Genomic DNA, 23872 nt, shown 5'->3' with positions numbered 1-23872 from the left:
GAGGGGCTAGGCGGCCACGGCCTTCCGTGCCTCCGAGGCGATCTCCAGCTCCTCCTCGGTCGGCACCACGCAGACCGTGATCGGTGAGCCGTCCGGCGAGATGACCGTGGCGTTGCGCTCGTTGCGCTCCGGGTCGACGCTGATGCCCAGCGCCTCCAGGCCGGCCAGCGTCCTCGCCCGGACCAGCCGGGAGTTCTCCCCGACACCGCCGGTGAAGGTGATCGCGTCCACCCGGCCCAGCACCGCGAGGTACGAGCCGGTGTACTCCCGGATCCGCCGGCAGTAGACGTCGAACGCCAGCGTGGCGTCCGGATCGCCGGCCAGGTACCGCTCCTGCACCGTCCGCAGATCGTTGTCGCCGGCCAGCCCCAGCAGGCCGGAACGGCGGGTCAGCATGTCCTCGATCTCGTCCAGTGACAGACCGGCGACCCGGTGCAGATGGAAGATCAGGCTCGGGTCGATGTCACCCGACCGGGTGCCCATCACCAGGCCCGGCAGCGGCGTCAAGCCCATCGAGGTGGCCACGCTCGCGCCGCCCCGGACGGCGGTGGCGCTCGCCCCGTTCCCCAGGTGCAGGGTGATCACATTGGTCTCGGCGGGCGGTCTGCCGAGCAGCCGGGCGGTCTCGCGGGAGACGTACGCATGCGAGGTCCCGTGGAACCCGTACCGCCGGAGACCCCACTTGCCGGCGACCTCCCGGTCGATGGCCCAGAGCGCGCCCTCCGGCGGGATCGTCGCGTGGAACGCGGTGTCGAAGACCGCCACCTGCGGGATGTCCGGCAGCAGGTCGCGGGCCACCCGCAGCCCGGTCAGGGCCGCCGGATTGTGCAGCGGCGCGAGCGGGATCAGCTCCTCGATCGCGGCCAGCACGTCGTCGTCGACCACCGTCGAGGCGGTGAACCGCTCCCCGCCGTGCACCACCCGGTGCCCGACCGCGGCCAGGCCGGCCAGGTCCAGCTCGTCCATCAGCCTCCGCAGGGCCGCGCCGTGGTCGGCGGCGTCGCCACCGGGCTCGCCGATCCGCTGGACCAGCCCCTTGGCCAGCACCTCGGAACCGTCGAAGAGCCGGTAACGCAGCGACGACGAGCCGCTGTTGAGCACGAGTACCCGGGTCATCGTGAACCCCTCTCGACGTGATGCGGCCAGGACCGCCGGGCAACGGGTCGCACGCCGTACGCGGCGGGCTCGATGTCAGATCGCCGATGGTTCACAGCGCTCCCGCCTGGATCGCCGTGATGGCGACCGTGTTCACGATGTCCTTGACCGTCGCGCCACGGGACAGGTCGTTGACCGGCCGCCGGAGACCCTGCATCACCGGGCCGACCGCGACCGCGTTCGCCGACCGCTGGACGGCCTTGTAGGTGTTGTTCCCCGTGTTCAGGTCGGGGAACACGAAGACGGTGGCCTTGCCGGCGACCGCGCTGCCGGGCAGTTTCGCGGCCGCGACGGCCGGGTCGATCGCCGCGTCGTACTGGATCGGGCCCTCCACCGGCAGGTCCGGGCGCCGCTCGCGGACCAGCGCGGTGGCAGCGGCGACCTTGTCCACGTCGGCGCCGGAGCCGGAGCTGCCGGTGGAGTAGGACAGCATCGCGACCCGCGGCTCGATGCCGAACGCGGCGGCGGTGCGCGCCGAGGAGAGCGCGATGTCGGCGAGCTGCTCGGCGTCCGGGTCCGGATTGACCGCGCAGTCGCCGTAGACCAGCACCCGGTCGGCCAGCAGCATGAAGAAGACGCTGGAGGCCACGGTCAGGCCCGGCACCGTCTTGATGATCTCGAAGGCCGGGCGGATCGTCGCGGCCGTGGTGTGCACCGAGCCGGAGACCATGCCGTCGGCCAGCCCGGCGGCGACCATCATGGTGCCGAAGTAGTTGACGTCGCGAACCACGTCGTACGCCAGATCCAGGGTCACCGCCCGGTGCTTGCGGATCTCCGCGTAGCGCTCGGCGAAGTCGTCGCGCAGCGGCGAGGTCGCCGGGTCCACCAGGTGCGCCCCGCCGATCTCCACGCCGATCTCCCGGGCCCGGCGGTTGATCTCGTCCGGGTCGCCGAGCAGGGTCAGGTCGGCCACGCCCCGCCGCAACAGGGTCTCGGTGGCCCGCAGGATCCGCTCCTCGGTCCCCTCCGGCAGCACCAGGTGCCGCCGGTCGCCGCGAGCCTTCTCGATCAGGTCGTTCTCGAACATCAGCGGGGTCACCCGGCTGGACCGCGTCACGTCGAGCAGCCGGGACAGCTCGGCGGTGTCCACGTTCTCCTCGAAGGCCCCGAGCGCCGCGTCGATCTTGCGCGGCGTCCTGAGCTGCGCCGTGATCCGGCTGGCCGCGGCGATCGTCTGATAGCTGCCGGCCTTGGTGACCAGCATGGCCAGCCCGGTGTTGAGGCGCTCGATCACCCGGATCGCCCGCTCGTCGGCCCGCTCGCCGAGGGTGAGCACCAGACCGGCCAGCGTGACGTTGCCGGCCGCGTGCGCCGCGCTCGCCGCCACCAGGAGGTCGGCGCGGTCGCCCGGGGTGATCAGCAGCGCCCCGTCGGTCAGCGCGCCGAGAACGTTCGGCACCTGGGCGGCGCCGACCACGTAGTCCAGCACGTCCCGCTCCAGCGAGCCCGGCGATCCGGCGACCACTGTGGCGTCCAGCGCCGTGGCCACCTCGCCGACGGTCGGCGCGGCGATCGCCGCCACCTCCGGGACGGTCCAGAACGGCACCGGCAACCCTTCGGGCGTGCCGCCGAGAGCCGCTTGCGGCGCCCGGTTCGCGATCACCGCCAGGACCGTCGTGCCCAGGTCCGAGAGTGAGTGGTACGCCCCTCGGGCGGCCGCCGCGAGCGACTCCGGGGTCCGCCCCTCGCCGCTGACCACCGGCACCACCACACTGCCGAACTCGTTCGCCAGGCGGGCGTTGAAGGCGAACTCCCGGGGCAACTCGTCCTGGCCCTCGCCGGGTTTGTCGGCGAAGTCGCTGCCGACCACCACGACCGCGCTGCTGCGCCGCTCGACCTCCCGATAGCGCTCGACGATCCGGCCGATCAGCTCCTCCCAGCGCCCGTCGGCGACCAGGGCTGTCGCCTCGGCGTAGGTGACGCCGAACGAGTCCTCGATGCCGACCGGGCCGGGATAGCGCTCGCGCAGGACGGCGAGCAGGGGATCCCGCCCGCTCCCGGAGACCAGCGGCCGGAAGACGGCCACCTTCGCCACCTGCCGGGACAGCAGCTCGACGATGCCGAGCGCCACGGTCCCCTTACCGACGGACGGGCCCAAACCCGCTACGTACACGCTGCGTGCCACGCCCTCAACCTACCCACCCGTGGGCCTCCGAGTCGGGCCGAAGGTCCCCTCTTGCCGATGGCGCCCGTCACATGCACACTAGTCTCTCGAACACCTGATACCGAGCAAGGGAGACGGTGCTCGGCTCGGTCGACTGAACATGGGGGAGGGCCTGATGCCGGAGACTATGAAAGAGCGTATGGCTGCGGTCGGAGAGTGGATCGATGAGGAGGACAAGATCCGGGACAGGATGATGAAAGAGCTGCAGAGGCTCAGCGACAACGTGGAGCGCCATAGCCAAAGCATCGCGGACTTCGAGCGCGTGACCGGCGAGTTGAAGCAGACGGTCGACGGGTTCGGCGCGCAACTTCAGGAGCACGACCGGCGGTTCACGGAGATCGACTCGAGGTTCGATGCCGTGGACCGGCGGTTCGCGGAGATCGACTTGAGGTTCGATGCCGTGGACCGGCGGTTCGCGGCAGTCGACCGGAGGTTCGACGGCATCGATCAGCGCCTTGACCGCATGGACCAGCGGTTCGACTCGTTCGATAACAAGCTGGATCTGCTGGTGGACATGATGCGGCTGAAACCGGCCGCATAACGCGGTTACTCGTCGTCCTCGTCGTCGCGGGCCAGCCAGGTGGCGAGACGCTCGATCGGGGTCTCGAACTCGGGGTTCATGTCGACGAAGGTGCGCAGCTGCTCACCGAGCCACTCCAGCGTGACGGTCTCCTCGCCACGCCGCTGGACCAGTTCCTCGATGCCACGATCCGTGAAGTACATGCCCGCATCGTATGAGGGGCCGCCCCGGTTTCCCGGAGCGGCCCCTCATACGTGTCGGTCAGACGGTCACGGCCGCGGCAGCGAGGCCTCGATCAGCGCCTGCTGCTCGGCGTCGTGCATCTTCGCCGAGCCGACCGCGGGGGCGGCCGCAGCGGGGCGGGAGATCCGGCGCAGCCGGACACCCTCCAGGTGCTCCAGCAGGTTGAGCGCCACGAACGACCAGGCGCCCTGGTTGGCCGGCTCCTCCTGGACCCAGGCGAAGTCCTCGGCGTTCGGGTACTGGTTGAGGACGGCCTTGAGCTCCTCGACGGGCAGCGGGTAGATCTGCTCCATCCGGATGATCGCGGTGTCGGTGATGCCGCGGTCGCCCCGTGCCTGCAGCAGGTCGTAGTAGACCTTGCCGGAGCAGAGCAGCACCCGCTTGACCGAGCCGGCGTCCAGCGGCTGGCCGTTGTTGCCGGCGTCCCCGATGATCGGCTGGAAGGTGCCCTGGGTGAAGTCGTTCACCGAGGAGACCGCCAGCTTGTGCCGCAGCAGCGACTTCGGCGAGAAGACCACCAGCGGCTTGCGCTTGGTGGACAGGGCCTGACGGCGCAGCAGGTGGAAGTAGTTCGCCGGAGTGGTCGGGTTCGCCACCCGCATGTTGTCCTGCGCGCAGAGCTGCAGGAAGCGCTCCGGGCGGCCGGACGAGTGGTCCGGGCCCTGGCCCTCCATGCCGTGCGGCAGGAGCAGCACCAGCGACGACTGCTGGCCCCACTTCACCTCGCCGGAGGAGAGGAACTCGTCGACGATCGACTGGGCGCCGTTGACGAAGTCACCGAACTGGGCCTCCCAGAGGACCAGCGCGTCCGGGTTCTCCACCGAGTAGCCGTACTCGAAGCCCATCGCCGCGTACTCCGACAGCAGCGAGTCGTGCACGAAGAACCGGGCGCTGCCGGTGGCGAGCGAGCCGAGCGGCAGGAAGTCCTTGCCGGTCTTCGAGTCGACGATGGCGGCGTGCCGCGAGGTGAACGTGCCACGCCGCGAGTCCTGACCGGCGAGGCGGACGGTGACGCCCTGGTGGAGCAGCGAGCCGAAGGCGATCAGCTCACCGAAGCCCCAGTCGATGCCGCCGTCGGTGGACATCTTGGCGCGCCGGTCGAGCAGCTGCTGGACCCGCTTGTGCGGGGTGAAGCCCTCGGGCAGTTCGACGTGGGCCTGGCCGACCGCGCGGACCACGCCCGGGTCGACGGCGGTCTGCACCTCCGGCTCCGGCTCCTCGGCGATGATCCGCGGCCGCGGCGGCGAGCCGGCCGAGTCACGGGTGGCCTTGAAGACCTCCTCGAGCCGGCCCTGGTAGTCGCGCAGCTGCTCCTCGGCCTCCTGCACGGTGATGTCACCCCGCCCGATGAGCTCCTCGGTGTAGAGCTTCCGCACGCTGCGCTTGGTGTCGATGATCTGGTACATCCGCGGGTTGGTCATCGACGGGTCGTCGCCCTCGTTGTGACCGCGGCGGCGGTAGCAGATCATGTCGATCACGACGTCCTTGTTGAACGCCTGCCGGTACTCGAAGGCCAGCTTCGCGACCCGGACCACGGCCTCGGGGTCGTCCCCGTTCACGTGGAAGATCGGCGCCTGGATCATCCGGGCGACGTCGGTCGAGTACATGCTGGAGCGGCTGTACTCCGGGGCGGTGGTGAAGCCGACCTGGTTGTTCACGATGACGTGGACCGTGCCGCCGGTACGGTAACCGCGCAGCTGCGACAGGTTCAGCGTCTCGGCGACCACACCCTGACCGGCGAACGCGGCGTCGCCGTGCACCAGCACCGGCAGCACCGTGTAGCCGTGCAGGCCCAGGTCCAGGCGGTCCTGCTTGGCCCGGACGATGCCCTCCAGGACCGGGTCGACGGCCTCCAGGTGGGACGGGTTGGCGACCACGCTGACGGTGGTCGAGTACTCCCCGTCCGGCGTCGTGTACTTGCCGGTCTGGCCGAGGTGGTACTTCACGTCGCCGGAGCCGTGCGCGCTCTTCGGGTCCATCTGACCCTCGAACTCGTTGAAGATCTTCTCGTACGGCTTGCCGACGATGTTGGTGAGCACGTTCAGCCGGCCGCGGTGGGCCATGCCGATCACCATCTCGTCCAGCCCCGCCTCGGCGGACGACTGGAGGACCGCGTCGAGCAGCGGGATCAGCGACTCGCCACCCTCCAGCGAGAACCGCTTCTGGCCGACGAACTTGGTCTGCAGGAAGGTCTCGAACGCCTCGCCGGCGTTCAGCCGGTGCAGGATGTGCTTCTGCTCGTCGGTGTCCGGCTTGGCGTACTTGACCTCGATGCGCTCCTGGACCCAGCGGCGCTCCTCGGGGTCCTGGATGTGCATGTACTCGATGCCGATGCGGCGGCAGTAGCTGTCGCGCAGCACGCCGAGCACGTCGCGCAGCTTCATCTTCTCCTTGCCGGCGAAACCGCCGACCGGGAAGGTGCGGTCCAGATCCCAGAGGGTCAGACCGTGCTGGAGGACGTCGAGGTCGGGGTGCTTGCGGATGGTGAACTCGAGCGGGTCGGTGTCGGCCATCAGGTGACCGCGCACCCGGTACGCGTGGATCAGCTCGACCACCCGGGCGGCCTTGCCGATCTGGCCCTCGGAGGTCCGTGCCACGTCACGCACCCAGCGGACCGGCTCGTACGGAATCCGCAGCGACGTGAAGATGTCGTCGTAGAACCCGTGCTGGCCTAGCAGCAGCTCGTGCATGACCTTGAGGAACTCGCCGGACTGCGCGCCCTGGATGACCCGGTGGTCGTAGGTGCTGGTCAGCGTCGTGACCTTGCTCACGCCGTGATCGGCGAGGGTCTCGTCGCTCATCCCGGAGTAGGGGGCGGGGTACTCCATGGCGCCGACGCCGATGATCGCGCTCTGCCCGTTCATCAGGCGGGGGATGGAGTGCACCGTGCCGATGCCGCCCGGGTTGGTCAGCGAGATCGTGGTCCCGGCGTAGTCCTCCATGGTCAGCTCGTTGCGGCGGGCACGGCGGACGATGTCCTCATAGGCCTGCCAGAAGCCGCGGAAGTCGAGGGTCTCGCACTTCTTGACCGACGGGACGACGAGCGTGCGGGAGCCGTCCTTCTTGACCAGGTCGATCGCGATGCCGAGGTTGACGTGCTCCGGCTGGACCAGGGTGGGCTTGCCGTCGATCTCGGCGTAGGTGTTGTTCATCTCCGGGTGCGCGACGACCGCCTGCACCAGCGCCCAGCCGATGAGGTGGGTGAAGCTGACCTTGCCGCCCCGGCCGCGGGAGAGGTGGTTGTTGATGACGATGCGGTTGTCGACCATCAGCTTCGCCGGGACCGCGCGCACCGAGGTGGCGGTGGGGACCTGCAGCGAGGCCTCCATGTTCTGCACGATCTTGCCGGCCACACCGCGGAGGGGAGTGGTCTTGGCGCCGGTCGGTGCGGACTCGGCAGCGGCGGCGGGCTTGGCCGCCGGCTTGGGGGCCGCCTTCGCCGCGGGGGCGGGAGCGGGAGCCGGGGTCACCGGCTTCGGCTTGGCGACCGTGGCGGCGGCCGGTGCGTCCGTGCCCGCCTTGGCGGCGGTCGCGGTGGCGTTGGCCGCGGTGGCCTCGGCCGGGGTCGCGATCGAGTCCTGGGACGTCGCCGGCTTGTAGTCGGCGAAGAAGTCGTGCCAGGCAGGGTCGACACTGGTCGGGTCGGCCAGGTATCGCTGGTACATCTCATCGACGATCCACTCGTTGGGACCGAAATCCGCGAGTGGATTGTCCTGCGAAGTCTGCTGCGTCGACACTGCCGCGTTCGCCTCTTTCACCGTTTTTGTCATCACGTGACTGATCACGTCACGCGGGACGGGTAGGATTCGGTGTCCAGGCTACGCCGTGCACAGGCACTGTCGGTGCGGACGTCCACGCGGTGGTCAATCTAACTAACCCTCGCGACCGACGACTCCGGCCTCGCCGCCCCGTCGCGACGGGGCGACATTACACCCTTGGGATTTTCGGCCGCAGGCGCGCCGAAACTCGTACCGAATACTGTTTCGGCAGGTCGGTGCGGAAAGCGCGGTTTTCTCCTCGGGCGCGGCTCGGGGCCGTCGGTCCCACTCCGGGGTCAGGACACGTCCCTCCGTCTGGTGATGAGGGTGCCGAGCACGGCCGTGACGGCGGCGTAGCCGAGCAGGATCAGGCCACCGACCCAGCGAGGCGGGTCGTCCGGCAGCATCGGCCCGGTGATCAGCAGCTCCGAGGCGAGGGTCGGGACCAGCACCCGGAGTCCCATCAAGGGCTCCCAGACGGTCTGGCTCAGCACCGTGAAGACGATGGTGAGGATCTGGGTGCCGACCACGTACAGCACCGAGAGGGTGATCGTCGCGCCGATCTGACTGCGGATCAGCACGCCGGCGCCGACCCCGAGCAGCGCCCACAGCACGAAGGCCAGCGCGTTCAGCCCGATCGCCTGCCAGACGAAGGTCTCGCCGAGGTAGGACGGCTTGTCGACGGTGCTCAGCACCAGCGGGGCGGCGGCCAGGTTGAGCAGGGTGGTGAACAGCCAGACGGTCAGGGCGATCACCACGGCGGTGGCCATCTTGGCGATCACGACCAGCTCGCGGCGCGGCGTGGTGAGGAACGTCGAGGTCGCGGTGAGGTGGAAGAACTCGCTGGTGATCAGGATGGCGCTGAGCAGCACCACCAGCAGCACCCCGCCGAACTGCCCACAGGTGTAGAGCCCCGAGACCACGGTCTCCAGGCTGCCGAAACCGACGTTCTCCATGTTCGCCTCGGGCGACGAGAAGGACACCTCGACGGCGAGCCAGTTGTAGGCCAGGGCGACACCCCACAGCGGCACCAGGATGATCGCGAAGATCCACCACAACGAGGTGGTACGCAGTTTCAGCAACTCGGCACGGAACAGGTTCATCGGGCGCCCGCCTTCCCGGCCGTCAGCTCCAGGAAGGCGCGCTCCAGGTCGGCGCTCTCCCCGGTCAGCTCGTGCAGCTCGATCCCGGCCGCGAACGCGAGGTGGCCGACCCGGGCCGGCTCCGCCCCGGTGACCTGCAACGAGCCGTCCGGCGAGACGGCGACCTCGAGGTGCGCGTCTCGCAGGGCGGTGGCCAGCCGGTCGGCCTCGGGGGCCCGGACCCGGACCCGGGCTGCGCCGGCGGTGGCGCCGAGCACCTCGTCGACCGGGCCCTGCCGGATCAGCCGGCCGGCCGCGATGATCACCACGTCGTCGGCGAGCAACTGCATCTCGCCCAGCAGGTGGCTGGAGACCAGGACCGTGCGCCCCTCGGCGGCCAGCGCCTTGAGTAGGTCCCGCATCCACCGGATGCCCTCCGGGTCGAGGCCGTTGGTCGGCTCGTCCAGGATCAGCACCCGCGGGTCGCCGAGCATCGCCGCGGCGATCCCGAGCCGCTGTTTCATGCCCAGCGAGTAGCCCTTGAACTTGCGCGTCCCCACGGTGTTCAGCCCGACCATGTGCAGGACCTCGTCGGCGCGCTGGTCCGGCAGGCCGGCCGCGCGGCAGATCACCCGCAGGTGGTTGCGCGCGCTGCGGCCGCGGTGCGCGCTGGACGCCTCCAGGACCGCCCCGACGTGGCGGATCGGGTCGGTCAGGTCCACGTACCGCACGCCGCCGATGGTGGCGGTGCCGGCCGTGGGCGTGACCAGCCCGAGGATCATGCGCAGGGCGGTGGTCTTGCCGGCGCCGTTCGGGCCGAGGAAGCCGGTGACCCGCCCGGAGCGCACCGTGAAGGAGAGATCGTCGACGGCACGCACCTTCGCGTACTGCTTGGTGAGATGCTCGACGCTGATCTCCGCGTAGTCGGGCCGGCTCAACGTCGGCTCCCCTCCCGTGGGTGACGAAGCGCTCAACGTACTAGATCACTGCCAGCCAGGTGGCCCGTGCCGAGGCGAGGCGGCGGCCGTCCGGCCCGTACACCGCGGAATCGACTGTCGCCTTCCGTCCGCTGACCGCCGACAGCGACCCGGTGACCACGCATTCCGCGCCCGGCGCGGGCAGTTCGCCGATCCGGGCGGCGATCCGGCCGAGCACGAACGCGCGCCCGGCCGGGCCGATCGCGGCCCAGCCGCCGGGGCAGTCCAGCGCGGCCCACATCGTCTCGGCGCGGACGTCGTCCGGAACCGTCCACGGGGCCGCGGTCCGGTCCCCGGCCAGCGGCCCGGGGAAGATCCGCAGCCCGTCGCCGGGGGCCCGGTCCGGCCCGCAGACGAAGCAGCCCGGGAACGGGTGGGCGGTGAGACCGGGATAGTTCCGCGAGGCGGCCGACGCCTCGGCGAACGGGACCGGCGGCGCCCCGTCGCCCGCGTCCGCGCCGGCCGTCACCTCGGCCACCAAGGCGTCGCCGGCCAGGATCGAGCCGTCCCGCAACGCCAGCGGGGTGTCCAGCGGCGGCGGCAGCCGCAGCGTGACCTGATGGGCCGGGCCGCCGATCACGGCGCCCGCGGCGGTGGCGAAGACGCCCGCGCACCAGCCACCGTTTCCGGAGCCGGGCGGGCCGTTGAATCGAGCCGGGATGAGCATCCCCAGACCTTCGCACACGCCGTTCATCAATCGGTCACACATAGCCACCTGAAGGGACACGCCATCGGCAGACATCAGCCTTAAACAGATCACATGGCAGTTCTGATGACCGCCGCCGCACCTACCGGTACCAGCGGCTATACCCTTCTCCTCGCCGACGACCCCGGTCTCGTCGAGGCCGCGCAGCGCCTGCGCCACGACGTCTTCGCCGGGGAGCTCGGCGCCCGGCTGAACGGCTCCGCCGAGGGCGTCGACACCGACGAGTTCGACGCCCACTGCGACCACCTGATCGTCCGCGACGACGCGTCCGGCGAGGTGGTCGGTACCTACCGAATGCTGCCGCCGCGGGCGGCCGAACTGGCCGGCCGCCGGTACGCCGACAGCGAGTTCGACCTGAGCGCGCTGCGGCCGCTGCGCGACCACCTGGTCGAGATCGGCCGTTCCTGCGTGCACCCGGACCACCGCTCCGGCGCCGTGGTCAACCTGATGTGGGCCGGCATCGCCCGGTACCTGCACCTCAACAACCTGCGCTGGCTCGGCGGCTGCGCGTCGGTGCCGCTCGCCGACGGCGGCGCGACCGCGGCCGGGGTACGCGCCCGGATCACCGCGAAACACCTGTCCCCGCCCGCGCTGCGGGTGCGGCCGCGCACCCCGTGGACGCCCGCGGCGGGTGTGCCGGCCGACCCGAAGGCGGCGGTGCCGCCGCTGCTGCGCGGCTACCTGCGCCTGGGCAGCTGGGTGTGCGGGGAGCCGGCGTACGACGCCGACTTCGACTGTGCCGACTTCTATGTGTTGTTCTCGATGGACCGGCTGGACCCGCGGTACCGCCGGCACTTCCTGGGCGCGTCGCGATGAGGGCGGCCACGTTCTGGCAGCCCGCCTCGGCGTGCGGGGACCGATGCCGGGCGGGCGGATCCCGGCGGACCGCGACGATGACGTCCCTGACGCGGATGACGGCGCTGGCCGGTGTGCTCCTCCTCGGTCTTCTGGCGGCGGTGCTGCACAGCGGCGCGCTGCGGGTGATGGCCCGGGCGATCATCGCGGTCCTGGGGGTGAAGGTGGTGTGGCGCGGTCCCGCGCCGCGTCCCGGCAGCCTGCTGGTCGCCAACCACGTCTCCTGGCTGGACGTGGTCGCGCTGGCCGCCGTCACGCCGGTGCGGCTGGTGGCCAAGCACGACGTCCGGGCCTGGCCCGCCCTCGGTGGCGCGGCGCGGCGGGCCGGCACCATCTTCATCGACCGGACCAGGCCCAGCACGCTGCCGGGGACGGTGCGCGAGGTCGCCGCGGCGCTGCGGGCCGGGCGTTCGGTCGCGGTCTTTCCGGAGGGTACGACCTTCTGCGGCCCCGAATCCGGCCGGTTCCGTCCCGCCCTGTTCCAGGCGGCGATCGACGCGGGCGCCCCGGTGGTCCCGGTCTCGGTGTCCTACGACTCGACCGAGGCCTGTTTCGTGGGCGAGGACACCCTCGGGGCCTCGGTGGTCCGGGTGGCCCGGATCCGTGGGCTGACGCTGACCCTGGTGGCGGCCCCCGCGCTGCGGCCCGATACCGGTGCTGACCGGCGGGTGCTGGCCCGGGCGGCACAGTCCAGCCTCGGGTGCGGGGGTTATCACCTGGCCGCGTGATCACCGGGCGGCTCACAGAAATTTTTCAGCCGGCGTGCAGCCATGGTGCAGCGGTGGAGAGAAGAATGGCCCCCATGGCTACCCAGACCCAGCCCAAGCAGAGCGAGGCCAAGCTGCTCGTCGTCGAGGACGACGCGAACATCCTGGAGCTGCTCTCCGCCAGCCTGCGATTCGCCGGGTTCGAGGTGACCACCGCGATGAGCGGCAGCGCCGCCGTCAGCGCCGCCCGCAACGCCACCCCCGATCTGGTCGTCCTCGACGTGATGCTGCCCGACCTCGACGGCTTCGAGGTGATCCGGCTGATGCGGGAGGGCGGGCAGCGGACCCCGGTGGTCTTCCTGACCGCGCGGGACGGCACCGACGACAAGATCCGCGGCCTCACCCTGGGCGGCGACGACTATGTGACCAAGCCGTTCAGTCTCGAGGAGCTCACCGCCCGGATCCGGGCGGTGCTGCGCCGCACCAACGCCGGCGACGAGCAGCCGTCCCGGCTGGTCTTCGCCGACCTCGAGCTGGACGAGGAGACCCATGAGGTCTACCGGGCGGGTTCCCGGGTGCAGCTCTCGCCGACCGAGTTCAAGCTGCTGCGTTACCTGATGCTCAACGCCAACCGGGTGCTGTCCAAGGCGCAGATCCTCGACCACGTGTGGAAATACGACTTCCGCGGCGACGACAACATCGTCGAGTCGTACATCTCGTACCTGCGCCGCAAGGTGGACAACGTGCAGCCCCGGCTGATCCACACCCTGCGCGGCGTGGGTTACGTGCTGCGCAAGCCGGCCGTCTAGGCCGGCCGTGAGTCTCGCCGAGCGGATGCGCTCCTCGCTTCCGCGGCAGCCCAGCCTGCGCAAGATCTCCCTGCGGACCAAGTTGGTCGCCTCAGTGTTGACCCTGGTCTTCGCGGCTCTCGCCCTGATCAGCGCGACCAGCACGTACGCCCTGCACGAGTTCATGATCGAGCGGATGGACCGGCAGCTCGAGTCGTACGCCTCGGGCCTGGCCCGCGAGCTGAACAAGTACGAGACCGTTCCCGTCTTCGTGCCGCCCGACTACTTCGTCCGGGTGACCTCGGTCAGCGGTGTCGGGGAACCCGGCTCCTACGACCGTACGGAGCTGGACGAGGCCGAGGTGCCGCCGCTCTTCACCGGCATCGAGCAGGTCGAGGCGCACGACGACGCGCCCAGCACGGTCCGGTCACAGGACGGGCACTACATCTGGCGGGTCACCATCACCCGGCTGAAACACGGCGAGGTGCTGCATGTCGCTCAGATGATGACGGGTGTGGACGCCGCCATCGGCCGGCTGATCTGGGTGGACTTCCTGGTCGGCGTCGGTGTGCTGATGGCGCTCGCCACGGTCGGCGCCGCGCTGGTGCGGCAGAGCCTGATCCCGTTGATGCAGATCGAGCGCACCGCGGCCCGGATCGCGGCCGGTGACCTGAGCCAGCGGGTGCCGGACCCGGAGGAGGACGGCGGCGAGGCGACCACCGAGCTGGGCCGGCTCTCCAACGCGCTGAACACGATGCTGGCCCAGATCGAGTCGGCGTTCATCGCCCGGGCGCTGTCCGAGCAGGCCGCGCGGGCCGCCGAGCAGATCGCCCGGGACAACGCCGACGCCGCTCACCGCTCCGAGGCACGCGCGCTGGAGTCGGAGGCGAAGATGCGCCAGTTCGTCGCGGACGCCTCACACGAGTTGCGCACGCCGCTGACCACCATCCGCGGGTTCGCCGAGCTCTACCGGCAGGGCGCCGTCTCCGAACCGGAGCAGGTCGCGAGCCTGGTCAAACGGATCGAGGACGAGGCCGCCCGGATGGGCCTGCTGGTCGAGGACCTGCTGTTGCTCGCCCGGCTGGACCGGGAGCGGCCGCTGACCCTCGCGCCGGTGGAGCTGCCGGTGCTGGCCATGGACGCCGTCGAGGCCGCGCAGGCGACCGCGCCGGACCGGGAGATCGAGCTGGAGGTCCGGGACTCCCCGGAGCGGCTGGTGGCGAACGGGGACGACGCCCGCCTGCGCCAGGTGATCGGCAACCTGATGACCAATGCGCTGGTGCACACGCCGCCGGGCGCCTCCGTGACGCTGCGGCTGTACGCCGGCGACGGCGACCACGCGGTGGTGGAGGTGTCGGACACCGGCCCGGGGCTGAGCCCGGAGCAGGTGGAGCGGGTGTTCGAGCGTTTCTATCGGGTGGATGAGGCGCGGACCCGCAAGACCGATCGCGCGGCCACCGGGACCGGTCTCGGACTGGCCATCGTGGCGGCGATCGTGCGCGCCCACCAGGGAACCGTGGACGTGCTGTCGGAAACGGGCCGGGGCGCTACCTTCCGCGTGACGCTGCCTACCATAAAAGTGGATAAAAGCTTCACAGAAAACGTCCAGGGCTAACACAGTTCGGTACGAGTACGACAGGGCAGAGTAGGCAGCATGAAAGAGAACGAGACCAGCCCGCGGCCCGCGGACGCCGTTGCTGACCACAGCAGCACGGAGCGGGTGGAGTCTGAGCAGCCGACGCTTGCGCAGCCGCCGGTTGCCCCGCAGTCGGGTGCTCCCCAGTCCGCGGCGCCTCAGCAGCAGCAGAGCGCATGGGTGCAGCAGCCGCCCGGGCAGCAGTCGCCCTGGCAGCAGCCCGCTGCCGCGCAGCCCGTCTCCGCCCAGCCGGTCACCGGCCAACCGGTCAGCGGAGTTCCCTACGGTCACCCGCACTACGCGTACCAGTCCCCCCAGGGCTACGCGCCGGGCCAGCAGCCCTCGTCGGCCTACGAGGCCTGGCACGCCGCCGCCGCGGCGCAGGCCGCCGGCGGCGGCAGCGTTCCGCCCGGCTGGGGCCCGCCGCAGCCCGGCGGCGACCAGCGCCGCCCCGGCCGCGGCCGGAAGATCTTCCTGGCCGGAGCGGCGGCCGTGCTGATCGCGCTCGCCTCGGGCGGGGTCGGCGCCGCCACCGCGTTGGCCCTGAGCCCGGACAGCGCGCCGTCCACCCTGCAGAGCGGCAACACCGAGGTGACCCGGGTGGTGGACCGCTCGTCGCTGGCGCAGATCGCCGCCGCCGTGCAGGACAGCGTCGTCTCGATCACCACCGGGTCGGGCGAGGGCTCCGGTGTGGTGCTCACCGCCGACGGTTACATCGTGACCAACAATCACGTGATCTCGACCGCACAGGGCGACACCGTGACGGTGATCTTCGCCGACGGCACCAAGGCCAACGCCACCATCGTCGGCACCGACGAGCGGACCGACCTCGCCGTGATCAAGACGACGGGCGTCTCCGACCTCAAGCCCGCCACGTTCGGTGACAGCGCGCAGAGCCAGGTCGGCGACACCGTGCTGGCGCTGGGCAGCCCGCTCGGCCTGGAGGGATCGGTCACCGCCGGCATCATCAGCGCCAAGGACCGGGCCATCAAGTCCGGCAGCGAGCAGGAGCAGCAGAACCCGTTCGGCCAGCCACAACAGCAGGCCCCCACCACGATGACCGGCCTGCTGCAGACCGACGCCCCGATCAACCCGGGCAACTCCGGTGGCGCCCTGGTCAACACCAACGGCGAGGTGATCGGCATCAACTCGGCGATCGCCACCTCCGGGTCGGGCACCGGCAACATCGGCCTCGGTTTCGCCATCCCGAGCAACAAGGCCAAGCAGGTCGCCGACGCCCTGATGCAGGGTAAGAAGGTCAGCCACCCGGCGCTCGGGGTGAGCGTCGCGGCTGCCGAGGGTGGCGGCGCGGGGATCAGCGCGGTGACCGAGAACAGCGCGGCCGCCAAGGCCGGGCTCCAGCGCGGCGACGTGGTCACCGAGGCGGACGGCAAGCCCATCGAGAACGCCGACGACCTGATCGCGGCGGTCCAGGGCAGCGCCGTCGGCAAGCAGATGACGCTCACCTTCACCCGGAACGGCAGCAAGCAGACGGTGACCGTCACGCTGCAGGAGGCCCAGTAACCGATCGACCTTCCGCTACGGCGGGTGATGTGCCCAGGGGGTGGGCACATCACCCGCCGTATTCCCGTCTATGCCGAGTTTTTGCGGACGTTTCCCGCCAACAGGAAGTTTTCCTCACGGGGGACTCGCGTTCGAGCAGGTGATTGCCTAATCTCCATTCGCCACGAGAGGACCGCACAGGCGAAGACGGCAGCGGTACGGCGGAGCGAAAGGCCCCCTTAGGTGACGTACGTCGAGACCCGGACCAACGTCTGGGAAGCCCTGGCGGGCAGGGCTCCCGGGGTCCCGTCGGGGCCGGCCGACACCGGGCTCTGGCACACCGTCGCGGACCGGCTCAATCCGGCCGGCGCCCGCCCGGTCCTGCGCCCCGGCATCGAGGTCCGGCACCGGACCGCGGTGCGTGGCGGCCGTTACGTGATGCTGCGCTCGCCCGAGGACGGCGGCCGCAGCTCGTACCTTCGGCTTACCCCCGAGGAGTACCAGCTCGCCCTGATGATGGACGGCGACAGCACGGTGGCCCGGCTGGTCGCCGAGTTCGCCCGGATCGCCGGCCGGCTCGCGCCCGACCAGGTCCGCCGGGTCGTCGCCGACCTGGCCGCCAACCGGATGCTCGAAGAGCTGCCGATGGACGCCTTCCGCCCGCTGCGCGAGATGCGCCGCGAGCCGCTGCCCCGCCGGGCCGCCGACTCGCTGGCCGCCGCGGCGCGCGCCCGGGTGGTCCTGTCGGTCCCGGTGGACGGCGTGGTCAGCGCGCTCTACCGGACGGTCGGCAAGCTGCTCTTCACCCGGCCCGCGGTGTGGCTCGGCGGTCTGGTGGCGGTGGCCGGGCTGCTGCTCTTCGCGGGCACCTGGCAGCGCGGCAGCCGTTCCCTCTTCCTGGTGGGTGACTCGTACCTGTTCGGGGCGCTCGTTCTGGTGTTACTGAACGTGTTCGTGCTGGCGGCGCACGAGTTCGGTCACGCGCTCGCCGCGAAACGGGTCGGCCGGGAGGTCCCGGCGGCCGGGATGATGCTGCACTTCGGCATCCCGTCGGTCTTCGTCGACACCAGCGACGTGTGGATGGCCGGGCGACGGGCTCGGATCGCGGTCACCGCGGCCGGGCCGGCCGCCGCGCTGGGCCTGGCCGGTGTGTTCCAGCTGGCCGGGTTCGCGGTGCCCGCGATCGCCGATGTCACGTTCAAGCTGGCCTTCCTGTTCTACCTGCACACGTTCTTCAACCTCAGCCCGCTGTTGCCGCTCGACGGCAAGTACCTGCTGATGGACTGGCTGGAGATTCCGGACGTCCGCGCCCGGAGTCTGTCCTGGATGGGCGGGCGCCTGCGCCGCCGCGGCCCCCGCTGGAAGCGGCTGGACCAGGAGGGCCGCCTCGTCGCGCTCTACGGTGTGCTCGCCCTGCTCTGGCTGGCCGGCGCCGCCGGCCTCGCGTACCGCCTGTGGACCGACCGGATCCGCGGCCTGGCCGTCGGCCTCTGGCACGAGGGTCTCACCGGCCGTCTGCTGCTGCTCGTGATCATCCTGGGCGTCGTCTCGCCGCCGGTCTACTTCCTGCTCGGCCGCCTGGTCCGCGCCGGTCGCCGGCTGCGGCAGCGGCTCGCCGAACGCGACCGCGAGGCGGACCTGCCGCGCCGGGTGGCCGCCCTGCGCGCCTCCGAGCTCGGCGGTCTGCCCGACACGTCGCTGCAGGCGCTGGCCGCCCGGGCCCGCTGGATGCGCCCGCCGACCGGCCGTCAGCTGGTGCTGGCCGGCGCCGAGCAGAGCGCGGTGTACGTGGTGGTCGAGGGCGCCCTGCACGGCCGCCGTCCCGGCGACCCGGGCGGCACCATCCGGCACCACGTCGGTCCCGGCGGTGTGGTCGGCCTGGCCACCGCGCTGACCGGCCGGCCGGCCCGGCTCGACTGGCACACCGCGGGCGTCACCATGCTGTCCATGCCGGCCGCCACGGCCGCCGCCGTGATCGGGCCGATGCCCGGCCCGCCGCCGCACGAACGTGCCGAGGCGGAGGCCCTCTTCGCCGACACCCCGGCGCTCGCCGCGCTGGAGGAGGACCAGCGGCTCGCGCTGATCAACGCGGCGCACCCGGCCGATCTGGACCCGGGCGCCCCGGTCATCCTGCCCGGCCCGACCCATGCGGTGGTGGTCGAGTCCGGGGTGATCGCCATGCCCGACGGTGTGGAGCTGCGCCGCGGCACCCTGGTCGGCCCGGTCGGTGACGGCAGCCCCGGCATGGTGGCGCAGGCACGCACCCCGGTGCGGCTCTGGGTCATCCCGGACGCCTCCCACCTGCCCCCGCTGATCGGCTCGTACGGCCCCGGCGTCCCGATGCCCGCGCTGCGCCCGAGCACCCCGGCGGTGGCCCGTCCCGGTTCCGCACATCCGCCGCTGGCTGTGCCGCCGGGACCGCCGGACACCGACGAGCAGTACGACGTGGACCGTCACTTCGAGCGCCGGATGTGGGGGTTCGTCAGCCTCATGCTGGTGTTCGCCCTCGGCAGCATGCTCGTGAACCTGCGGTCCGGCCCCGCGTGGGCGGAGATGCCCACCGAACGGGTCCTGCTCAGCGTGCAGCGGGGCGGCGCCACCGCGGTCGCGGACCGGGAGTCGACGTCGCTGACGCCCGGCGACAAGCGTTATCTGGCCGCGGGCGCCGAGATCGAGGTCCCCGGCCGCGGGGTGGCCCTGCTGACCTTCCCGGGTGGCGCGGCAGTGGTCCTGTGCGGCGGGTCGCGTACCCGGATCGGTGCCGTCGGGGTCGAGAACGGGCGACAGTCCACTCCGTCCGGACGGCTGACCCTGGAGAACGGGCGGGTGCTGGCCGACACGAGCAGCCCGAGCGGGGCGTACCGGCCGTTGTCTCTGACCGTGCAGCGGGCTAGCGGCGACGTCGTCAGCGCCGGCCGGGCCTGGTACGCGGTCGATCCCGGCAAGGTCACGGTCTCGTCCGGTTCGGTGCACGTCGGCGGCGCCGGTAACCCGGCGAACAAGGAGCCGCTGAACTGCGGTGACGGTGTGGCGATCGCGCCGCCGACCGAGGTCGAGCCGACCGAGGACCCGACCGAGGAGGCGGTGCCGGAGGAGTCCGCGGTCACGACCACGCCGGAGCCGTCGGTGAGCACGACCGCGCCGGAGGAGGACAGCGACGATCAGGCGATCGACGTGACCGACGAACCGACCCCGGACCCGACGGGCCAGGCGACGACGCGGCCGACCACGAAGGCGCCGACGACGAAGCCGCCGGCCACCACGCCGACGACGAACCCGACCACGGACCCGCCGCCGACGACGAAGCCGACCACGGACCCGCCGCCGACGAAGCCGACCACGGACCCGCCCACGACGAAGCCGACCACGGACCCGCCGACCCCGGATCCCACCGAAGGGGAGACGGAGACGCCGGCGGTGCCGTCCGGCAGTTGACGGCCGGGCGGCCCCACCGGAGACGAGTGAGGAGAGGCCGCCCATGCTGTGCTGGTTCTGTGCCGAAGGGGCACGTGCGACGTGCCGGTTCTGTGGCCGTGGGGTGTGCGCCGAGCATGCGCGGTTCGGGCCGTACCTGCTGGAGGTGATCCGGTCGGAGCGGCGCGACCGGGCCGAGGCGCTGGTGGTCGAGGACGCGGCGCAGTGCGGCGCCTGCCATCCCCGGCCCCAGCCGGTCGCGATGCCGGAACTCGACTAGCGAAGTCCGGCGTGTGTATTCGGGCGCGCTACGCGGCCGAGATCCGCACGGGAAGGGCTTCAGACGTTGGCGTACGGCGTCAGGGCGTTCGTCATCGCCTGGCGGAGCATCGACTTCGGCCGGGCGCCGACGATCGTCGAGGTGACCGTGCCGTCGCGGAAGAACAGCAGCGTGGGCATCGAGTGCACCCGGTAGGTGATGGTCGTCGACGGGTTCGCGTCCACGTCCAGCGAGGCGACCAGCAGCCGCCCGTGGAACTCTCCGGCCAGTTCGGCCAGGACGCCGGCCAGCGGCCTGCACGGCGGGCACCACTGCGCCCAGAAGTCGACGAGCACCGGCACGTCCGAGGCCAGCACGGTCTCGGCGAAGGTGGCGTCGGTGACGGTGATCAGGGCGTCATCTGGCATTTGATCTCCTTCAACTGGTCCCGCAACCGCTGCTGGACCTCGGTCAGCCGGGCGAGGTATCCGTCCACTTCGGCCAGGCGCCGGCGTAGCACCATGGCCGAGTCCGGGCACACGTGGCCGGCGCTGTTGCCGGCCCGCAGGCAGGCGACGAAGGGCTTGATGTCGTCCACCCCGAAGCCGTCGGCGAGCAGGGTGCGGATCTCGTGCACCACCCGCAGCTCACCGTCGTCGTACTGCCGGTAGCCGTTGGCGTCCCGGCTCGGGTGGATCAGCCCGTGCTCCTCGTAATAGCGCAGCGTCCGGGGGCTGGTGCCGGCCCGCTCTGCCAGCTCTCCGATCAGCATGGGAAGAGACGTTAGGCCCTGACGTCGGCGTCAAGGCAAGGCCGTGAGCAGCGGGACTGCATGCGAGGATGGGTGCATGATCGAGGGTCCGGTGGCGTTCGTGCTCGGTGGCGGGGGAGTCCTCGGCGCGGTTGAGGTGGGCATGCTGCGGGCGCTGTTCCGGGCCGGGTTCCGCCCGGACGTCGTGGTCGGCACGTCGATCGGCGCGGTCAACGGCGCGCTTGTCGCCTCCGACCCGTGCGAGGCGGTCACCGACCGGCTGCTCCGGCTCTGGACCTCGCCGGAGGCGGCGGCGGTGTACGGCGATTCGATCGGCCGCCAGATGCGCCGGTTCGCGGCCCGCACCCATCTGCACTCGCCGCGCCCGCTGCGCCGGCTGCTGGAGAGCGAGCTGGGGGAGGCGGCCACGTTCGCCGGGCTCAAGGTGCCGTTCCACTGCTGCGCGGCGAGCATCGAGCGGGCCGCCGAGCACTGGTTCGACAGTGGGCCGCTCGTCGACGCGGTGCTGGCGTCGTCGGCGGTGCCGGGCCTGCTGCCGCCGATGGAGATCGCCGGTGAGCACTATGTGGACGGTGGCATCGTCAATTCGATCCCGATCGGCGAAGCGGTCCGGCTCGGCGCGAAGATGATCTTCGTGCTTCAGGTGGGCCGGGTGGAGCGTCAGCTCAGCGTGCCGAAACGGCCGTGGGAGGTGGCTCAGGTGGCTTTCGAGATCGCCCGTCGGCACCGGTTCGCCCGGGAGCTTGCGTCCCTGCCGGACGATGTACGGGTGCATGTCCTTCCCAGCGGCGGTGGCGAGCGCCGTGACGACTCGCCGTGGGCGTACCGGGACATGGCCGCCGTGGGCCGCCGGATCAGCCGGGCCTACACCGCCTCCCGGCGTTACCTGACGGCCAACGTGCACCCGCTGCCGGAGCCGGGCGGGCACTGATGCCGCCGGTCTGGGTCCGCCGGGTGGTGATCGCGCCGGCCGTCGTGGTGCTCGCCGTCACCCTGCTCACCACCCTGCCGTTCTGGCTGCTGCTCGGGCTCGCCTTCTCCCCGCTGGTCCCGGGCCGGCTGCGGGTGCCACGCCTGGTCTTCCTGCTGATCGTCTACCTGGTGTGGGACGCGGCGGCGCTGATCGCCCTCGGTGTGCTCTGGCTGGCCTCGGGCTGCGGCTGGCGGATCCGTGGCCCGGTCTTCCAGCGGGCGCACTACGTGCTCACCGGGCGGTTCCTCGGCCTGCTCTTCTGGTTCGCGCGGTGGTCGCTGCACCTGGAGATCGACGTGGTGGGCACCGACCCGGACACCGCCCAGCCGGGCCGGCCGGAGATCGTGGTGAGCCGGCATGCCGGGCCGGGCGACTCGTTCACCCTGATCCACGCGCTGGTCAACTGGTTCGCGCGGGAGCCGCGGATCGTGCTGAAAGCGGCCCTGCAGTGGGATCCGGCGGTGGACGTGCTGCTCAACCGCCTGCCCAACCGCTTCATCTCGCCCGGGCGCACCGGGACGGCGACGCTCGAGGAGCAGATCGGCGACCTGGCCACCGGCCTGGACGACAACGACGCCTTCGTGATCTTCCCGGAGGGCGGCAACTTCACCCCGCGCCGCAAGGTCAACGCGATCGCCCGGTTGCGGGCCCGCGGCCTGCACGACATGGCGGTCAAGGCGGAGAACCTGCGTCATCTGCTGCCGCCGAAGCCGGGCGGACTGCTCGCCGCGATCGAGGCCGCCCCCGACGCCGGGGTGATCTTCGTGGCGCACACCGGGCTGGACCGGATGCTGAGCGTCGCCGACGTGTGGCGTGAGCTGCCGATGGACAAGCGGCTGGTGATGCGGTTCTGGAGCGTGCCGCCGGAAGAGGTGCCCGCCGGCGAGGAGGAACGGGTGGCCTGGCTCTACGAGTGGTGGGCCCGCATCGACGCGTGGGTCGAGGAGAACCAGCCCGCGCCCCGCCCGCTGTGGTCGCCCCGTCTGCGCCGGTGATCGGTGCGTTCCCGGGTGTGGAGTCCGGCCGTCGTACCCGCCCGGAATCCGCACATGATCAGGGTTCGGGTCCGGCCCGATTTTTCCGCGGGATCAAGGGGCGGGCATGATGGGTCAGAGCGTCAGTTCGCGTACGCACAGGGGGAGGACTCGTGAGATTCGAGGTCAGCAAGGTCCTCGACGCCATCGAGACCCGGCTCACCACTGATCCGGCACTCGCCCGGGCCGTGGTGGATCTGTCGGAGGTCGTCCGTTACGCCGACCTCGACGGGGGCCGCCCGGCCAGCCTGGTCCGTCTGGGCCTCCTGGTCGACGCGCTCGGCAGGCACATGTCCGAGGAGAACGTGCCGGTCTACGCGATCACGCCCCGGGCCCTGCTCTCCGACACCGACCTGACCTCCAACGAGCGCATGGTGGTGCGCCGTTGGGCCGACGACGGCAAGGTCGAGGTCGTCCCGCAGCTCGACGACCGGGCCCTGGAGGTGGCCGAGATGCTCGGCCTGCCGGTGCTCACCCGGGACCGGGAGGACCGTTTCCGGGCCAGCCGTCCCTGGGTGACCGAGCCGGGCCGGCTGCTCGCCCTGGTGTCCAGCCAGGCCGGGCCGACGCTGGTGGCCCGGGTCGGCCGGGGCGAGGTGACCCCGCCGGCGCCGCGGTCGCCGCTGGGTGAGCGGCTGCTCGCCCGGGTGTGGAGCTGCCCCGCGCCGAACTGCAACGCCTACGGCAGCGGTGGCGACTCGGACAGCCCGTTCGCCGACATGCGCGTCTACACCAGCCCGGTGTCGCAGCCGCCGCCGGCGTTGCGGGCGGGCGTGCCGACCTGCCCCCGGCACGGCGATCGGCTCCGGGACGCCGGGGCCCGCCCGGCCACCGAGGTCTTCTCGGTCCGCATCGACGGCGTGATCCGTCAGCGGTTCGCGGTGTCCGAGGACCAGGCGGTGGTGATCGGCCGGGCGCCGGAGGGCGGTTCCGGCGTCATGCTGGGCCAGTGGCTCACCGACGAGGCCCGCAAGTGGATCAGCCGCGGGCACGTCCAGCTGTCGCTGCGCGGCGGCGAGATCACCGTGACCGACATCAGCATGAACGGCTCCGGGGTCCGCCCCGGCGGCTCGATGGACGACGACGCCCGGATCCCGCTGCGCCGGGAGCAGAGCCTGCTGCTGGGCCCGGACGACGTCGTCGAGCTCTACGCCGGGGTGTACGTGGGCCGCTCCAAGCTGTGGGCGAGCGGCGGTGTGGTGCAGCCGGAGTCGGTGATGGGCGAGGCCCCGACCATGGCGTTCCGGCCGGTGGGCCGGTAACCGGGAGAACGAGAGGCGCCGCCGCCGACCCGGCGAGGGTCCACGGCGGCGGCGCTGGTCTCCC

20 protein-coding genes are annotated in these 23872 nt (G+C 71.5%); 11 read left to right on the top strand and 9 right to left on the bottom strand.

Annotated elements, in window-relative coordinates; all coding sequences use genetic code 11:
• Nucleotides 1-6: 6 nt before the first annotated feature.
• Nucleotides 7-1116, bottom strand: a complete 1110-nt coding sequence (locus Aut01nite_RS30230) for an acetate/propionate family kinase (RefSeq protein ID WP_043524662.1) — start codon at nt 1114-1116, stop codon at nt 7-9.
• Nucleotides 1117-1207: 91 nt separating this feature from the next.
• Entirely contained in the window at nt 1208-3280 is a 2073-nt protein-coding gene (pta, locus tag Aut01nite_RS30225; RefSeq protein ID WP_043524663.1) for a phosphate acetyltransferase, read from the bottom strand.
• A 154-nt stretch (nt 3281-3434) separates the two neighbouring features.
• On the opposite strand from pta, the gene Aut01nite_RS30220 reads away from it, so the two are divergent.
• The gene (locus Aut01nite_RS30220; RefSeq protein ID WP_152628664.1) at nt 3435-3860 is read left to right on the top strand and encodes a hypothetical protein; all 426 of its coding nucleotides are present in this window, start codon (nt 3435-3437) and stop codon (nt 3858-3860) included.
• Nucleotides 3861-3865: 5 nt separating this feature from the next.
• Here the strand turns inward: Aut01nite_RS30220 and Aut01nite_RS30215 are convergent, their stop codons facing one another.
• The 5 genes from Aut01nite_RS30215 to Aut01nite_RS30195 all read right to left on the bottom strand — a co-directional run bounded on the left by Aut01nite_RS30215 (nt 3866) and on the right by Aut01nite_RS30195 (nt 10566).
• A complete protein-coding gene (locus tag Aut01nite_RS30215; RefSeq protein ID WP_173476669.1) occupies nt 3866-4042 on the bottom strand; it encodes a DUF6104 family protein in 177 nt (58 codons plus the stop codon).
• Nucleotides 4043-4108: 66 nt separating this feature from the next.
• On the bottom strand, nt 4109-7852 hold the full coding sequence (locus Aut01nite_RS30210; protein WP_412768208.1) for a multifunctional oxoglutarate decarboxylase/oxoglutarate dehydrogenase thiamine pyrophosphate-binding subunit/dihydrolipoyllysine-residue succinyltransferase subunit: 3744 nt from the start codon (nt 7850-7852) through the stop codon (nt 4109-4111).
• 284 nt (nt 7853-8136) lie between these two features.
• On the bottom strand, nt 8137-8943 hold the full coding sequence (locus Aut01nite_RS30205; protein ID WP_043524666.1) for an ABC transporter permease: 807 nt from the start codon (nt 8941-8943) through the stop codon (nt 8137-8139).
• Complete coding sequence (locus Aut01nite_RS30200) at nt 8940-9860, bottom strand: ABC transporter ATP-binding protein (protein WP_043524667.1); 921 nt, start codon at nt 9858-9860, stop codon at nt 8940-8942. The genes Aut01nite_RS30205 and Aut01nite_RS30200 overlap by 4 nt, the downstream gene beginning before the upstream one ends.
• Nucleotides 9861-9900: 40 nt before the next feature.
• On the bottom strand, nt 9901-10566 hold the full coding sequence (locus Aut01nite_RS30195; protein WP_043524669.1) for a hotdog family protein: 666 nt from the start codon (nt 10564-10566) through the stop codon (nt 9901-9903).
• Between the two features lie 93 nt (nt 10567-10659).
• Between Aut01nite_RS30195 and Aut01nite_RS30190 the strand changes: the two genes are divergently transcribed.
• The 7 genes from Aut01nite_RS30190 (at nt 10660) to Aut01nite_RS30160 (ending at nt 19788) form a co-directional block, all read left to right on the top strand.
• Entirely contained in the window at nt 10660-11421 is a 762-nt protein-coding gene (locus tag Aut01nite_RS30190) for a GNAT family N-acetyltransferase (protein WP_043524670.1), read from the top strand.
• A 77-nt stretch (nt 11422-11498) separates the two neighbouring features.
• Nucleotides 11499-12188 carry a lysophospholipid acyltransferase family protein gene (locus Aut01nite_RS30185; RefSeq protein ID WP_236642671.1) on the top strand — a complete coding sequence of 230 codons (690 nt, stop codon included), beginning with the start codon at nt 11499-11501 and terminating at the stop codon, nt 12186-12188.
• A 74-nt stretch (nt 12189-12262) separates the two neighbouring features.
• On the top strand, nt 12263-12976 hold the full coding sequence (locus tag Aut01nite_RS30180) for a response regulator transcription factor (RefSeq protein ID WP_043524672.1): 714 nt from the start codon (nt 12263-12265) through the stop codon (nt 12974-12976).
• 25 nt (nt 12977-13001) lie between these two features.
• Nucleotides 13002-14570, top strand: coding sequence for a sensor histidine kinase (locus tag Aut01nite_RS30175; RefSeq protein ID WP_043524673.1), 1569 nt, complete (start codon nt 13002-13004; stop codon nt 14568-14570).
• 39 nt (nt 14571-14609) lie between these two features.
• Complete coding sequence (locus Aut01nite_RS30170) at nt 14610-16115, top strand: trypsin-like peptidase domain-containing protein (RefSeq protein WP_043524674.1); 1506 nt, start codon at nt 14610-14612, stop codon at nt 16113-16115.
• A 222-nt stretch (nt 16116-16337) separates the two neighbouring features.
• On the top strand, nt 16338-19529 hold the full coding sequence (locus Aut01nite_RS30165) for a cyclic nucleotide-binding protein (protein WP_052163647.1): 3192 nt from the start codon (nt 16338-16340) through the stop codon (nt 19527-19529).
• Between the two features lie 43 nt (nt 19530-19572).
• Entirely contained in the window at nt 19573-19788 is a 216-nt protein-coding gene (locus Aut01nite_RS30160; RefSeq protein WP_043524790.1) for a hypothetical protein, read from the top strand.
• Between the two features lie 59 nt (nt 19789-19847).
• On the opposite strand, the gene trxA is transcribed toward Aut01nite_RS30160, so the two are convergent.
• Together trxA and Aut01nite_RS30150 are read right to left on the bottom strand one after the other, a co-directional pair.
• The gene (gene trxA / locus Aut01nite_RS30155; protein ID WP_043524675.1) at nt 19848-20195 is read right to left on the bottom strand and encodes a thioredoxin; all 348 of its coding nucleotides are present in this window, start codon (nt 20193-20195) and stop codon (nt 19848-19850) included.
• The gene (locus Aut01nite_RS30150; protein WP_043524676.1) at nt 20177-20539 is read right to left on the bottom strand and encodes a MerR family transcriptional regulator; all 363 of its coding nucleotides are present in this window, start codon (nt 20537-20539) and stop codon (nt 20177-20179) included. Before Aut01nite_RS30150 ends, trxA begins: the two co-directional genes overlap by 19 nt.
• A gap of 76 nt (nt 20540-20615) precedes the next feature.
• Here Aut01nite_RS30150 and Aut01nite_RS30145 point away from each other — a divergent pair, with 76 nt between their 5' ends.
• The 3 genes from Aut01nite_RS30145 (at nt 20616) to Aut01nite_RS30135 (ending at nt 23808) form a co-directional block, all read left to right on the top strand.
• Nucleotides 20616-21470: a patatin-like phospholipase family protein gene (locus Aut01nite_RS30145; protein WP_043524677.1), complete on the top strand. Its 855-nt coding sequence runs from the start codon at nt 20616-20618 to the stop codon at nt 21468-21470.
• Nucleotides 21470-22507, top strand: coding sequence for a 1-acyl-sn-glycerol-3-phosphate acyltransferase (locus Aut01nite_RS30140; RefSeq protein WP_043524679.1), 1038 nt, complete (start codon nt 21470-21472; stop codon nt 22505-22507). The genes Aut01nite_RS30145 and Aut01nite_RS30140 overlap by 1 nt, the downstream gene beginning before the upstream one ends.
• Before the next feature lie 152 nt (nt 22508-22659).
• The gene (locus Aut01nite_RS30135; RefSeq protein ID WP_043524680.1) at nt 22660-23808 is read left to right on the top strand and encodes an FHA domain-containing protein; all 1149 of its coding nucleotides are present in this window, start codon (nt 22660-22662) and stop codon (nt 23806-23808) included.
• The last annotated feature ends 64 nt before the right edge of the window (nt 23809-23872 follow it).

It is taken from the genome of Actinoplanes utahensis, assembly GCF_016862455.1.
Taxonomy (GTDB): domain Bacteria; phylum Actinomycetota; class Actinomycetes; order Mycobacteriales; family Micromonosporaceae; genus Actinoplanes; species Actinoplanes utahensis.
This window is presented reverse-complemented; position numbering and strand designations above follow the sequence as displayed.